This is a genomic window from Amycolatopsis sp. NBC_01286 (genome assembly GCF_035982555.1).
Taxonomy (GTDB): Bacteria; Actinomycetota; Actinomycetes; order Mycobacteriales; family Pseudonocardiaceae; genus Amycolatopsis.
Genome location: NZ_CP108428.1, coordinates 1534998 through 1548503, shown reverse-complemented (window position 1 = coordinate 1548503; position 13506 = coordinate 1534998). Strand labels below are relative to the sequence as shown.

General features: G+C 71.6%; 16 protein-coding genes. 12 read left to right on the top strand and 4 right to left on the bottom strand.

The features are described from left to right. Nucleotides 1-27: 27 nt before the first annotated feature. On the bottom strand, nucleotides 28-360 hold the full coding sequence (locus OG570_RS07325; RefSeq protein WP_326956038.1) for a metalloregulator ArsR/SmtB family transcription factor: 333 nt from the start codon (nucleotides 358-360) through the stop codon (nucleotides 28-30). A gap of 73 nt (nucleotides 361-433) precedes the next feature. Between OG570_RS07325 and OG570_RS07320 the strand changes: the two genes are divergently transcribed. The 3 genes from OG570_RS07320 (at nucleotide 434) to groL (ending at nucleotide 3052) form a co-directional block, all read left to right on the top strand. Beyond that, nucleotides 434-835: an ArsI/CadI family heavy metal resistance metalloenzyme gene (locus tag OG570_RS07320; protein WP_326956037.1), complete on the top strand. Its 402-nt coding sequence runs from the start codon at nucleotides 434-436 to the stop codon at nucleotides 833-835. A gap of 212 nt (nucleotides 836-1047) precedes the next feature. Beyond that, nucleotides 1048-1341, top strand: coding sequence for a co-chaperone GroES (gene groES / locus OG570_RS07315; RefSeq protein WP_007031106.1), 294 nt, complete (start codon nucleotides 1048-1050; stop codon nucleotides 1339-1341). A 97-nt stretch (nucleotides 1342-1438) separates the two neighbouring features. Continuing rightward, nucleotides 1439-3052 (top strand): chaperonin GroEL, encoded by a 1614-nt coding sequence (gene groL / locus OG570_RS07310; RefSeq protein WP_247060629.1) that lies wholly within the window; start codon nucleotides 1439-1441, stop codon nucleotides 3050-3052. Between the two features lie 568 nt (nucleotides 3053-3620). Here the strand turns inward: groL and OG570_RS07305 are convergent. Continuing rightward, nucleotides 3621-3941 (bottom strand): WhiB family transcriptional regulator, encoded by a 321-nt coding sequence (locus OG570_RS07305; RefSeq protein WP_305879369.1) that lies wholly within the window; start codon nucleotides 3939-3941, stop codon nucleotides 3621-3623. A 191-nt stretch (nucleotides 3942-4132) separates the two neighbouring features. Between OG570_RS07305 and OG570_RS07300 the strand changes: the two genes are divergently transcribed. The 5 genes from OG570_RS07300 to OG570_RS07280 all read left to right on the top strand — a co-directional run bounded on the left by OG570_RS07300 (nucleotide 4133) and on the right by OG570_RS07280 (nucleotide 8696). Further along, nucleotides 4133-5077, top strand: a complete 945-nt coding sequence (locus OG570_RS07300; RefSeq protein ID WP_326946061.1) for a MerR family transcriptional regulator — start codon at nucleotides 4133-4135, stop codon at nucleotides 5075-5077. A gap of 121 nt (nucleotides 5078-5198) precedes the next feature. After that, nucleotides 5199-6053, top strand: coding sequence for a hypothetical protein (locus OG570_RS07295; protein WP_326956036.1), 855 nt, complete (start codon nucleotides 5199-5201; stop codon nucleotides 6051-6053). A 131-nt stretch (nucleotides 6054-6184) separates the two neighbouring features. Beyond that, nucleotides 6185-6781: a response regulator transcription factor gene (locus tag OG570_RS07290; protein ID WP_003073605.1), complete on the top strand. Its 597-nt coding sequence runs from the start codon at nucleotides 6185-6187 to the stop codon at nucleotides 6779-6781. A 397-nt stretch (nucleotides 6782-7178) separates the two neighbouring features. Next, nucleotides 7179-7751, top strand: coding sequence for a sigma-70 family RNA polymerase sigma factor (locus tag OG570_RS07285; protein ID WP_247063912.1), 573 nt, complete (start codon nucleotides 7179-7181; stop codon nucleotides 7749-7751). Continuing rightward, a complete protein-coding gene (locus OG570_RS07280; RefSeq protein WP_326946063.1) occupies nucleotides 7752-8696 on the top strand; it encodes an anti-sigma-D factor RsdA in 945 nt (314 codons plus the stop codon). It abuts the gene before it with no gap. 67 nt (nucleotides 8697-8763) lie between these two features. Here the strand turns inward: OG570_RS07280 and OG570_RS07275 are convergent, their stop codons facing one another. Next, a complete protein-coding gene (locus OG570_RS07275; protein WP_247060636.1) occupies nucleotides 8764-9159 on the bottom strand; it encodes a DUF5319 domain-containing protein in 396 nt (131 codons plus the stop codon). A 129-nt stretch (nucleotides 9160-9288) separates the two neighbouring features. Between OG570_RS07275 and guaB the strand changes: the two genes are divergently transcribed. The 4 genes from guaB (at nucleotide 9289) to OG570_RS07255 (ending at nucleotide 13228) form a co-directional block, all read left to right on the top strand. Then, nucleotides 9289-10800, top strand: a complete 1512-nt coding sequence (guaB, locus tag OG570_RS07270) for an IMP dehydrogenase (RefSeq protein WP_326946064.1) — start codon at nucleotides 9289-9291, stop codon at nucleotides 10798-10800. Nucleotides 10801-11026: 226 nt separating this feature from the next. After that, nucleotides 11027-11521 (top strand): hypothetical protein, encoded by a 495-nt coding sequence (locus OG570_RS07265; RefSeq protein ID WP_326946065.1) that lies wholly within the window; start codon nucleotides 11027-11029, stop codon nucleotides 11519-11521. Between the two features lie 2 nt (nucleotides 11522-11523). After that, entirely contained in the window at nucleotides 11524-12018 is a 495-nt protein-coding gene (locus OG570_RS07260) for a hypothetical protein (RefSeq protein ID WP_326956035.1), read from the top strand. A gap of 76 nt (nucleotides 12019-12094) precedes the next feature. Beyond that, entirely contained in the window at nucleotides 12095-13228 is a 1134-nt protein-coding gene (locus OG570_RS07255; protein ID WP_247060642.1) for a GuaB3 family IMP dehydrogenase-related protein, read from the top strand. Here OG570_RS07255 and OG570_RS07250 read toward each other — a convergent pair. After that, a complete protein-coding gene (locus OG570_RS07250) occupies nucleotides 13212-13415 on the bottom strand; it encodes a DUF397 domain-containing protein (RefSeq protein ID WP_326946067.1) in 204 nt (67 codons plus the stop codon). The genes OG570_RS07255 and OG570_RS07250 overlap by 17 nt on opposite strands. Between the last annotated feature and the right edge of the window lie 91 nt (nucleotides 13416-13506).

Genomic DNA, 13506 nt, shown 5'->3' with positions numbered 1-13506 from the left:
ACTCACGCCGGGGGTAAGAGCCTGCGCTCAGGCGGGGACGAGCACGGCGGCCAGCCGGGCCAGCACCTCGGGGTGGACGCGGTAGTAGACCCACGTCCCGCGCCGTTCGCCGGTGATCAAGCCGGCCTCTCGCAGCACCTTCAGGTGGTGCGAGATGGTCGGGCCGGTCAGGTCGAAGGCCTCGGTCAGGTCGCACACGCACGCTTCGCCGCCGCCGTGGGAGGCGATCAGGGACAGCAGCCGCAGCCGCACCGGGTCGGCCATCGCCTTGAACAACGCGGACAGCTCCACGGCCTGCGGTTCGGTCAGCGGCTCGCGGACGAGCGGCGCGCAGCAGGCATCCGAGGGCTGATTCGACACCTCTCTATCTTGACGAATGTCTATCCAAGGCGCAATCCTCTGCTTAGACAACCATCTATCCAAGGAGGCAGTGGTGTCCCGAGTACGGCTCGCTCTGCGGGTCGGCGACCTCGAAGGCTCGATCGGCTTCTACTCGAAGCTGTTCGGTACCGGCCCCGCCAAGCGCCGTCCCGGCTACGCGAACTTCGCCGTCGCCGAACCCGCGCTCAAGCTCGTCCTCCTGGAAGGCGAGCCCGGGCAGGCCACGGTCCTGGACCACCTCGGCGTCGAGGTCGAGTCCGCCGAGCAGGTCGGGTCGGCCGCCGGGCGGCTCGCCGGCGAAGGCCTCGAAACCCGGACCGAGACCGGCACCACCTGCTGCTACGCCGTCCAGGACAAGGTGTGGGTGCACGGGCCGGGGCGGGAGCCGTGGGAGGTCTACGTCGTCAAGGCCGACGCGGAGAGCGCGGCGCCGTCCGGGGGCTGCTGCTCCTGAGCGGCGCCGGTGGGCGGCGGTGGGGGCGGCGGAACAAAGCCGCCGGTCAGGCGCGTTCTCACCGGCAAGACGCACCCTCCTTGCGAGACTGGCACTCCCGTGGCTAGAGTGCTAATCGCACGGCCCGACAGCCCCGGCACCCGCGACGGCGGGGGTGGTAGAGCCGTAACCACAACCTGCCAACGCTTTCGACGACCGTGGAGGTCAACCCGGTGAGCGTGAACATCAAGCCGCTCGAGGACAAGATCGTTGTCCAGACGAGTGAGGCCGAGGAGACGACCGCTTCCGGTCTCGTCATCCCCGACACCGCCAAGGAGAAGCCCCAGGAGGGCAAGGTTCTGGCCGTGGGCCCGGGCCGGATCGACGACAAGGGCAACCGCGTCCCGCTCGACGTTTCCGTCGGCGACGTCGTCATCTACTCGAAGTACGGCGGCACCGAGGTCAAGTACAACGGTGAGGACTACCTGATCCTGTCCGCCCGCGACGTGCTGGCCGTCATCAACTGACGTCCGCTCGCAGCGCATGACGCCCCGGGCCCCGCACAAGCCGGGGAGCGGGGCGTTCGTGCGTTTCAGACCCACCGAAAGGTAAGCGGAACACGCTATGCCCAAGCAGATCAGATTCGACGAGGACGCTCGTCGCGCCTTGGAGCGCGGGGTGAACAAGCTCGCCGACACGGTCAAGGTCACCCTCGGCCCGCGCGGTCGCCACGTCGTGCTCGACAAGAAGTTCGGCGGCCCGACCATCACCCTCGACGGCGTGACCGTCGCCCGTGAGATCGAGCTCGACGACCCGTTCGAGAACCTCGGCGCCCAGCTCGCCAAGAGCGTCGCCACCAAGACCAACGACGTCGCCGGTGACGGCACCACGACCGCGACGGTGCTCGCGCAGTCGCTGGTGAAGGTCGGCCTGCGCAACGTCGCGGCCGGCGCGAACCCGACCTCGATCGGCCGTGGCATCGAAGCCGCCGCGGCGAAGGTCATCGAGGTCCTCAAGAGCAAGGCGACCCCGGTCAAGGGCCGCGAGAGCATCGCGCAGGTCGGCACCGTCACCTCGCGTGACGCCAACATCGGCGCCCTGCTCGGCGAAGCCGTCGAGAAGGTCGGCGAAGACGGCGTCATCACCATCGAGGAGTCGTCGACCCTGGCGACCGAGCTGGTGATCACCGAGGGCGTCCAGTTCGACAAGGGCTTCCTCTCGGCGCACTTCGCGACCAACCCGGAGGAGCAGAAGGCGATCCTCGAGGACGCCTACATCCTGCTCGTCCGCGAGAAGGTCTCGTCGCTGGCGGAGCTGCTGCCGGTGCTCGAGAAGGTCGTCGAGGCCAAGAAGCCGCTGCTGATCATCGCCGAGGACGTCGACGGCGAAGCGCTGTCCACCCTCGTGGTGAACTCGCTGCGCAAGACGATCACCGCCGTCGCCGTCAAGGCGCCGTTCTTCGGTGACCGTCGCAAGGCGTTCCTGGACGACCTCGCGTTCGTCACCGGTGGTGAGGTCGTCTCCGCGGAGATCGGCCAGAAGCTGTCCGAGACCGACCTCGGTTCGCTGGGCAAGGCCCGCCGGATCGTCGTCACCAAGGACGACACCACGATCGTCGACGGCGGCGGGGCCAAGGACGCCATCCAGGGCCGGATCGCGCAGATCCGCAAGGAGATCGAGACCACCGACTCCGACTGGGACCGCGAGAAGCTGCAGGAACGGCTCGCGAAGCTGGGCGGCGGTGTCGCGGTGATCAAGGTCGGCGCGGCCACCGAGACCGAGCTGAACGAGCGCAAGCACCGCATCGAGGACGCCGTGGCGGCGACCAAGGCGGCTGTCGAAGAGGGCATCCTGCCCGGCGGCGGCTCGGCGCTGGTGCACGCGGTCAAGGAGCTCGAAGACGGCCTCGGCCTCGAGGGCGACGAAGCGACCGGTGTCCGCATCGTGCGCGACGCGCTGTCCGCCCCGCTGTTCTGGATCGCGACCAACGCGGGCCACGAAGGTGCGGTCATCGTGAACAAGGTGCGGGAGCAGAGCTGGGGACACGGCTTCAACGCCGCCACCGGCGAGCTGACGGACCTGCTGGCCGCCGGCATCGTCGACCCGGTCAAGGTGACCCGGTCCGCGGTGGCGAACGCCGCCTCGATCGCGCGCCTGGTGCTGACGACGGAGTCGTCGATCGTCGAGAAGCCGGCCGAGGAAGAGTCCGCCGCAGCGGGCCACGGCCACTCGCACTGACGCAGTCCTGAGCACGAGAGGGGCGGCATCCCGCAAGGGGTGCCGCCCTTTCTCGTGTACGCGCAGGTGGAGGCCGTTCTTCGGTCGAGCGCCGGATGCGTGGGCGTACCCGCTCGACGCGTGCGCGGCCGACTGATGCGCTCGGCGCGCGCGAAAACGGGGCGGCATCCCGCAGGGGTGTCGCCTCTTACTCGTCTCGGCGGCCGGGAGGCGGCGCGCAGATGGAGCCGTTCTCGGCCGGGTGGCAGCCGCGCGGGAGGGACTGTCCGCCGCGCGCCGCGGTCACTCACACTGAGGTCCGATCCCCGAAGCCGGGGCGGCACCTCGCAGAGGCGCGGACCCTCGCTTGTCGGCGGCAGGTGGAGGCCGCGCGCGGGTGGAGGCCGTTCTTCGGCTGAGCGCCGGCTGCTTGGGGCCTGCTCGTCTCGGACGGGCCCCGCTCCGCGCGCGAAAACGGGGCGGCACCCCGTGAGGGATGCCGCCCCGGTCCCGTCCCGGGCAGAACTCACCCGGAAAGCACGGAGGGCGGCCACCCCACCCGGCGCCGCCCTCCGATGTTCGTGGGCCTTCAGCCGCCCGACATGCTGAGCGTTCGCTTGTCGGCCTTGATCAAGTGTTCGCGTTCGGACTCCGAGAGCCCGCCCCAGATGCCGTAGGGCTCGTGCACCGCCAGCGCGTGGCTGCGGCACATCTCCAAAACGGGACAGCTCAGGCACACGGCTTTCGCCCTGGCCTCCCGCCGTGCCCGCGCCGGGCCGCGCTCGCCGTCCGGGTGAAAGAAGGACGCGCTGTCCATCCCCCGGCACGACCCCTCCAGCTGCCAGTCCCACATGTCGGCGTTGGGTCCTGGGAGCCTGCGCGTGTCTGCCATCCTGACCGCCTCCGTCATTCGGTCGATGCCGCTAGCTGCTCTGCTGTGGTGCCGATACTCCATTCGGTGCAACGGCCGTAACGTTAGAAGCGCGCCAATAGTTGTTCAAGCGATTCGGTTCGATTCAGCCGTTAGGCATCCCCCGGATGTGTGAGCGGGGTGTCTGCCTCCGGTTGCCGACCTCGGTGAGTGCCTGGATATTGAGGCTCGTGGGAGCTGGGTCGGGTACCGAAGAACCCACCCTGCCGGTGGCCTCGGTCGCCCGCCGGCTCGGGGTCGCGCCGTCCACCCTCCGAACCTGGGACCGGCGCTACGGCCTGGGCCCCAGCCGCCACACCGACGGCCGTCACCGCCGCTACGGCACCTCCGACATCGGCCGGCTCGAACTGATGCAGCGGGCCCTCCTCAGCGGCGCGTCGACGGCGGAGGCCGCGCGCTACGCCCTCGAGCAGATCCCGCGCTCCGGCTCACCGCAGCCGGAGGAGCCCGAGGAGCCTCCCGACCCCGGCACCGCCGACGACGGTCACGAGGTCCGCTCCCGCCTCGCGCGCCGGCTGAGCACCGCCGCGCTCGCCATGGACGTCCACGCCGTGCAGCGCATGCTCGCCGACACCGTCGCCGAGCTGGGGGTGCTGCCCGCCTGGACGGGCGTCCTCGAACCGGTCCTGTCGGCGCTGCGGGCCCGCTGGCGCGGGGCCAGCGCGGGCGCCGAGGTCGAGTACCTGCTCGCCGAGTGCGTGTACGCCGCCCTGATCCGCGCCACCCCGGTGCTCGACGAGCCGCGCAACACCCGCCCGGTGCTGCTCGGCTGCGTCCCGGAGGAGCGCGACACGATGCCGATGTACGCGCTCGCGGCGTCACTGGCCGGCCGGCGGATCGGCGCCCAGCTGTTCGGGGTCCCGCTGCCCGCGGACGTCCTGGCGGTGGCGGTCCGCCGCAGCGCGCCGGCGGCGGTGGTGCTGTGGGCCCACCGCCACGGGATGGCGGACACCCGCCTGTTCGCCCGGGTCTCGCGCGGGCGCCAGCGGAGCCGGCTGTTCGCCTGTGGCCCGGGCTGGGACCCGTCCGGGCTGCCGGACAAGGTGGAGCACCTCCCGGACCTGCAGGGCGCGGCGGACCGCATCGAGCACGTCCTGGTCGGGGTCCACCACTAGTCGGCCCGAGGGAACGCCGTGAAGGGCACCTTCAGGGCGCTCAGGTCCCTGAAGGTGCCCCTCACGACCTCCGCGCCGCTTCGATCACGTTCTTGTCGGTGGCAGGCGCTAGAAAGGACGGGTGCACGAACCCGCCCTCCGCGCCGCGGCCTTCGGCAGCGACCCGCGGCCCGACCCCGCCGTCCTGCGCGGTACCGGGCCGCCACGCGCTCGCCTGCTCGCCGCCGTCGTCCTGGGGGCCCAGGGGCGGTACGCGGCCGCCGCGGCGCTCCTGGACCCCCTGCGTGCCGCGGGCGACCCCTTGCTCGGCTCCCTGGCCGCCAGCACCCTCGCGGCGCACCGGCGGCAGCTGGGCGGCCACGCACGGGCCCGCGCGCTCGACGGCGAGGCCTTCGCGCGAGCGGCGGCCCTGCGCGGCGACCCCGACCCGGACGGCCTCGACGCCGCCGGCGCCCGGGCCGATGCGCTGCTGGGGCTGGCCGCCGACAACCTCGCCCTGGGCCGGCTGAGCGCCGCGCGGCGGCTGGCCGCGCGGGCCGCGGCGCAGGACGCCGGCTGGCGGGCCGAGGTCCGCGGTGGCTGGGTCGGCGCCGAGATCGAGCTCGCCGCAGGTCAGGGCGCCGCCGCCGTGGCGCCCGCCGAGCGCGCGTTCGAAACCGCCGTCGCCCGCGGTGCCCGCCGCCACGCGACCAAATCCGGCATTGTGCTGGCCGTGGCCCTGCTGGCGGCCGGAGCACCCGATCACCGGAACATTTCGGACGCTCTCGTCGGAAAGGCAATGGCGGCGGCCGAAGAATGCGAATTGCTTTCACTTTTGTGGCCCGCCGCCCTCGTCGCGGCCGACCTGCGCCCAGGACACGCCGAGGAGTATCGATTCAGAGTCGCCGAGGTGTTGCACGCAGTGTTACGAAGCGCAGATCCTTGCGGGAGGAGGATCGCGGGGGAATCGCCATGGGTCCCCGCCCCGGGTGGTTGAGCCGTCGGAATGGGGTGTTCCGGCATCCGGGCTAAGAAGTTTCAAAAAAAGCCACCGGATCGTGTCAAGGTTCGGGCTAAAGCGTCCGATAGGGGAAGTGGAATGTCACCCGGCTGCAGGAAGGAAACCCCGTGACGACGGTCTTGATCTGCGACGACCGACGCAGTGTCCGTGAAGGGCTCACCCGAGTGATGTCCGCGGTCCCTGGGGTCAGTCGCATCGACTGCGTAGCGCACGGTGACGAGCTGCTGGCCCGGTACTCCCGTCAGCCCGTCGACGTCGTGCTGGTCGGGACGCAACGCGCGGTCCCGACAGGTGTCGAAGCCACCCGGCGGCTCGTCTCCGCGAACCCCCAGGCGAACGTCATCGTGTTCGGCGCCCCCGACGACGCCGGCAGCATCGCTGCCGCCATCGCCGGTGGTGCCCGCGGCTACCTCCGCTGGGACGCGTCCCGGCCGGAGCTGGTCGCCGCACTGGCCCACACCCTCGCGAGCACCTCGGTGCCCGCGCCCCGTCAGCCGTCCGACCCGGGCGTCCAGCTGACCGAGCGCGAGCTTCAGGTGCTCCGCGGGATGAGCCAGGGCAAGAGCAACGGCCAGATCGGCCGCGAGCTGTACCTGTCCGAGGACACGGTCAAGACCCACGCCCGGCGGCTGTTCCGCAAGCTCGGCGTGCGCGACCGCGCGCAGGCCGTGGCTCACGGCTTCCGCCGCGGCCTGGTCAGCTGACCGTTCCGCGGAACTCTCCTCGATCCTGACACGGCCGGAATACAGGTGACAGCGGGCCAGGGCGACGTATCGTCCTGGCCCGTACCTGTGTGGTCCCCATCACACTCCGGCGCCCTTCGGGGCAGCCCTCGGGGCGGTCTCCCGCCCCGGTTCCCGCCCTCCGGACGGGAACTCGTACCTGTGGTCCCGGTCGCTCGTTGATTCGACGACATCGATCGTGGGCTTCAGAGGCTAATCCGTATTTTCGCGGCGCCGGCAGGCGCGGCGCGCCGGGGAGCACCGCGCGCGCCGGTCCGAGCCGGCCGCAGGTACGGTAACGGTCACCGGTCCGCGGCGCGGGCAGCCACGAGCCGGACTCTTTGCACGCCTACACGTAACACTGGGACTGTTGTCTGCGATGGCCAATGTGGGGGATGGACTGGATGAACCGGTCGCCGCTGCTGTCGAGGGAGATCCCCAGGCAGTGGAGCGGCTGCTGGCTGCTATCCGTCCACTGGTAGTGCGGTATTGCCGCGCTCGGGTTGGCAGGCAGGAGCGATCGTTCGCTTCGGCGGACGACGTTGCGCAGGAGGTGTGTCTCGCGGTGCTAACGGCATTGCCTTCGTACCGTGACCAAGGGCGCCCTTTCCTGGCCTTCGTCTACGGGATCGCCCAGCACAAGGTGGCCGACGCGCACCGCGCGGCGGCTCGCAACCGCGCCGAACCGGTCGCCGAGATCCCCGACGAGGTCGAGGGTGGCGTCGGTCCCGAGCAGCGGGCGTTGCAGGGTGAGCTGAACGAGCGGATGTCCCAGTTGTTGCAGGTGCTGCCGGACAAGCAGCGGGAGATCGTGGTGCTGCGCGTGGTCGTCGGCCTGTCGGCGGAGGAGACCGCGGACGCCGTGGGGTCCACCCCCGGAGCCGTCCGCGTCGCTCAGCACCGCGCGCTCGCGCGGCTGAGAAAGGTCCTGGCCGCGGAGGAGGTGCTCTGAGTGACCGGTCACGAAAAGGGTTTCGAGCCGGATGACGTCTGGGCCGGCGGCCTGTCGGGTTCGGAGGCGGAGTTCGCCGCCGACCTGACGGCGGTGCAGGCGGACGACGCCCTGCTCGACGCGCTCGGCGGATCCGACCCGGCCCTGGCCGACGGCCTCGGCGACCAGGAGCTCAACGCGTTGCTGGTGGCGTGGCGAAGAGACATCGACAGTGAGCCACTGGCCGAACTGGTCGACGTCGACACCGCTGTACGCACCGTCACCACCGCCGCTCTCGCGCAGCGGCACGCCTCGAGCGGACGCCGCCGCAGGCTGCTCGTCCCGGTCGCCGTCGCCGCCGCTGTGCTGGCGATCGCGTTCACCGGAACCGGGCTGGCCGCGCGCTCCGCGGAGCCCGGCGACACGCTTTGGGGCCTCGCGAAGGTCCTGTACTCCGATCACACCCACTCGGTCGAGGCGGCCGCGAACGCGAAGCTCGACCTCGAGAAGGCGAACCTCGCCATCGCCGGCGGCGACCTCGTCGCCGCCCGCCAGGCCCTCCAAGACGCCCAGACCGCGCTCTCGCAGGTCAGCGACGAGGACAACAAGGGCCAGCTGATGGAGCAGCACCGGCAGCTCGCCGCCCAGCTCCAGAACCCGGACGCGCCGGTGCAGGGCCCGACCCAGCAGCCCACCTCGACGCAGATTCCGCCCGGTGGCGTCTCGGCGACGCAGGTGCCGCCGGCCGGCTCGGCGACGTCGATCCCGGGCAGCAGCGGCGGCACGACCAGCCTGCCGGGCACCGGGACGCCGACCGTGACGCCCCCGCCGCCGACCACCGAGACGACGCCCCCGCCGCCGACCACGCCGACCACCACGGCCGCGAGCGGCAACGACCCGGGCACGTCGCCCCGCAGCGAGACGGTCGGCGGTGCCGGCCAGCAGGGCGTCACCGATACGCCGTAGACGTCGACATGCCGAAGAAGCCCCGGTGAGGAAACTCACCGGGGCTTCTTCGTTCGGTCAGGGGCGCTCAGTACGCGCTTTCGTTCGCCGTGACGCCGTCCGCGAAGCCGCGGCAGTAGTCCCAGCTGACGTAGTCACCGGGGTTCGGGTCGTAGGCCGGCTCGTGCGGGCGCATCCGCCCGTCAGCCAGCAGCTGCTCCAGGCTGGCCCGCAGCAGGTGCCAGTCGTGGTAGTGCGGTTCGTCGCACTCGCCGCAGTCCACGACGATCCCGCGGACCCCGCGAGGCTCGAGAAGCGCCTGGTAGACGGCCAGATCCGAGAGATCGGCCAGCAGCTCGGTGCGTTCCTGGTCGCTGATCGGCTCGTCCAGCCGCTCCTCGTTGTCGAGGAACGCGCGGGCCGGGTCGTCCGGGTCGTCCGCGAACGGGTCCGGAGGCAGAACGTCATGCGCCACGGCCTGCACGCTACCGGTCGGTCCTCGCGGCTCGCCCACCACCCGGGGCGGGGGCCGGACCCGGATATCATGAGGGGAAGGCTCCGAGTCGCCACAGCGACGCCGCTCACCCCGCGCCAGGAAGGCCCTTCACCCGCTATGACCAGCGACGGCATCACCGCCCCCGTTCCGGCCAAGTTCGCCATGCTCGGCCTGACCTTCGATGACGTGCTGCTGCTGCCGGCGGAATCGGACGTCGTCCCCAGCATGGTCGACACCGGCACCCGGCTGACCCGGAACATCACGCTCGGCGTGCCGCTGGTCTCCGCCGCCATGGACACCGTCACCGAGGCGCGGATGGCGATCGCCATGGCCCGCCAGGGCGGCATCGGCGTGCTCCAGCGCAACCTCCCGATCGACGAGCAGGCCGCCGCCGTCGAGGTGGTCAAGCGGTCCGAAGCCGGCATGGTCACCGACCCGGTCACCTGCGCGCCCGACGCCACGTTGGCCGAGGTCGACGCCCTGTGCGCGAAGTTCCGCATCTCCGGCGTGCCGGTCGCCGACGCCGCCGGCACCCTCGTGGGCATCATCACCAACCGCGACATGCGGTTCGAGGTCGACCACAGCCGCCCGGTGTCCGAGGTCATGACCAAGGCCCCGCTGATCACCGCGCAGGTCGGGGTGTCCGCGGACGCCGCGCTCGGCCTGCTGCGCCGGCACAAGATCGAGAAGCTCCCGATCGTCGACGGCGCGGGCAAGCTGCGCGGCCTGATCACGGTCAAGGACTTCGTGAAGACCGAGCAGTACCCGAAGGCGACGAAGGACCCGGACGGCCGGCTCATCGTCGGCGCCGCGGTCGGCGTCGGCGCCGACGGTCACAAGCGCGCGATGGCCCTGGCCGACGCGGGCGTCGACGTCCTGATGGTCGACACCGCCCACGGGCACTCCCGCGCGGTCGTCGACACCGTCTCGCTGCTGAAGAAGGAGCTGGGCGACGCCGTCGACATCGTCGGCGGCAACGTCGCGACCCGCGCGGGCGCGCAGGCCCTGGTCGACGCGGGCGCGGACGGCATCAAGGTCGGCGTCGGCCCGGGCTCGATCTGCACCACCCGGATCGTCGCCGGCGTCGGCGTCCCGCAGATCTCGGCGATCTACGAGGCCGACCAGGCCGCCCGCCCGGCGGGTATCCCGGTGATCGGCGACGGCGGCATCCAGTACTCCGGCGACATCGCGAAGGCCATCGCGGCCGGCGCGTCCACCGTGATGCTGGGCAGCCTGCTGGCCGGCACGGCCGAGGCGCCCGGCGACCTGATCCTGGTCAACGGCAAGCAGTTCAAGGTCTACCGCGGCATGGGCTCGCTGGGGGCCATGCAGTCGCGCGGCGAAGGCAAGTCCTACTCCAAGGACCGCTACGCCCAGGACGACGTGCTCAACGAGGACAAGCTGGTCCCGGAGGGCATCGAGGGCCGGATCCCGTTCCGCGGCCCGCTCGCCAACGTGGTGCACCAGCTGGTCGGCGGCCTGCGCGCGGGCATGGGCTACGCGGGCGCCGAGACGATCCCGCAGCTGCAGGAGGCGCAGCTGGTCCGGATCACGGCGGCCGGGCTCAAGGAGAGCCACCCGCACGACGTCACGATGACCGTCGAGGCCCCCAACTACACGACTCGCTAGGGGAGGCGCGAGCGGTGCCCCACGGCACCGCTCGCGACCTGCTCTGATTACAAGATCGCGGGTCTTTCGGCGGCAAATGCCCCCGTTCGGCCTGGGCCATAGGCCTCTTCGGCTGAACCTTCGTTACCCAGAGTGCTTACGGTAACTGGCCTATCGCCTTCCGTGGCCACCTTGGTGTGCACTGGACGCCATGACGGCCGGCCGCTTCACGCGCTTGCTCCGCAGGGTGTTCTTCACGGCAGTCGCGCTCGTCTCGCTGTTCCTCGGCGGCGTCGTCTGTCTCATGTGCCAGGTGCTCGCGGGCCGGGACGCGCCCACCTACCGCGTCGACGGGCACGTGGCGTCCCACGAGCGGGGCGAGCTCCCGGTCGGCGGCGACGACGGCGCCGTCCGGCACACCATCGGCATCGACGCGGCAGACGGGCGGCACTACAGCATCACCACGGTCGGGTCCGGCCTCGACCTGCCGCCGGGGCAGCCGGTCGCGCTCGACGTCTCGACCGCGGACGGCACCATCGCCTACCTGCGGGCCGGCGGCGGCGTGCTCGACCTGCGGGCGGGCGTGATCCGGCCGGTGCTGCTGATCGTCGCGTCGCTGCTCGCGCTGGGCGCGGTCTACTTCGGCGCGGTCCGGCTCAACGTCTATCCACCGATGGCGACCTGGCTGGCCCTGGCGCTGGGCGCGATCCTGTCGCCGGTCGCCGTGTTCGTCCGCGTGTAGCCGTGGACGTCAGGCCGGCGTTGTGGGCGGTCGTCGCCGGGGCGGCGTTCACCCTCGCCGTGTTCTGGTTCCTCCAGGCCGTCGGCCCGTCCGGCTGGGAAGAAGCCGTGGTCGAGGCGGCGGACCCCGTGCAGTGGCCGGTGAGCACCGAGCCGGGTGCGGGCGAGGACCAGCAGCACCACCTCGTCCTCCGCACGGCGTCGGGTGAGCACTTCGAGGTCTGGGGCAAGGACCGGCACCTCGGCCAGTCGGCGGGGACGTGGCTCCGGGCGGAGATCTCCGATGTCGGGCGGGAGGTCCAGGCCATCGAGGCCGACGGCAGGCGGACCACCGTCGACTCCGGCGGTCTCAGGGTCTTCCTCGCGGCGTTGATCGGGCTCGGGTTCCTGGCCGGCGCGCTCGGCGCGTGCGCCGACGCCGAGCGCCCGATCCCGGCGATGGCGGGTGCGGTGGCCGGGCTGGGAGCCGGCGCACTGCCCGTGTTCCTGCTGTTCTAACCCCCGTGCGCGGGTCACCCACACGGACTGGCGACAATGGGGCACGGCAGATTGTCGTCGTCGGAGGAGGCTTCACGTGCGGGACCTGGTCGAGATCGGGATGGGCCGCACCGCGCGGCGGGCGTATGACCTCGACGACGTCGAGATCGTGCCCTCACGGCGGACCCGGTCGTCGTCGGTGGTGTCCACCTCGTGGCAGATCGACGCCTACCGCTTCGACCTGCCGCTGGTCACCCACCCGACGGACGCGATCGTCTCGCCCGGCACCGCGGTCGCCGTCGGCGAGCTCGGCGGCCTGGGCGTGCTCAACGCCGAAGGGCTCTGGGCCCGGCACCCGAACGTCGAGGACGCGATCTTCCAGCTGGTCCGCGCGGCCGAGGACGTCGAGGACCCGACCGCCGTCGGCCGGGTGCTGCAGGAGCTGCACGCCGCGCCGATCCGGCTCGACCTGCTGACCGAGGCGATCAAGACGGTCCGCGAGTCCGGCGTCACGGTGGCCGCGCGCGTCAGCCCGCAGCACGCCGCCGAGCTGACCCCGGACCTGATCGCGGCCGGCGTCGAGATCCTCGTCGTGCAGGGCACGATCATCTCCGCCGAGCACGTGGTGCGCGACGCCGAGCCGCTCAACCTCAAGGACTTCATCGGCCGCCTCGACGTGCCGGTGATCGCCGGCGGCGTCAGCGACTACCGCACGGCGATGCACCTGATGCGCACCGGCGCGGCCGGCGTGATCGTCGGCCACGGCTACACGCCGGGCGTGACGAGCACCGACCGCGTGCTCGGCATCGGCGTGCCGATGGCCACGGCCGTCATCGACGCCGCGGCCGCCCGCCGCGACTACCTCGACGAGACCGGCGGCCGCTACGTGCACGTGCTGGCGGACGGCGGCATGACGACGTCGGGGGACATCGCGAAGGCCATCGCGTGCGGCGCGGACGCCGTCATGCTCGGTTCACCACTGGCCGCCGCGTCGGACGCGCCCGGACAGGGCCTGTACTGGACGGCGGCGGCCGCGCACCCGTCGCTGCCGCGCTCGCGCGTGGCGGCTGGGCCGGACTACGCCGTCGACCTCAAGACCCTGCTGTTCGGGCCGTCGTCCGACGCGGAGGGCGTGGTGAACCTCTTCGGCGCCCTGCGTCGCGCCATGGCGAAGACGGGTTATTCGGATTTGAAGGAGTTCCAGCGGGTGGGGCTCACCGTTCGCCGGTGAGGTGCCGCACGAAGGCCGCGAAGGCCTCCGCGGGGTAGACGAGCACCGGGCGGGCGGCACCGAGTGCCGCTTGCTTGGTGTCCCGCACCCCGACGACGCCGGGCGCGGAACCGATCTCCACGCAGGCGTTCTCTTCGAAGTGACTGTGGCTCGACTTGCGCCAACCGGTGAGCTTCTGGGGGCCCATGTCGGTCCCTCCCGGAAATCGTGTCCCGCCGAACGGGTCTCGCCGACGTGAACATCGAGCTACTGTTTGTATACCCACAATCACCGTCCGA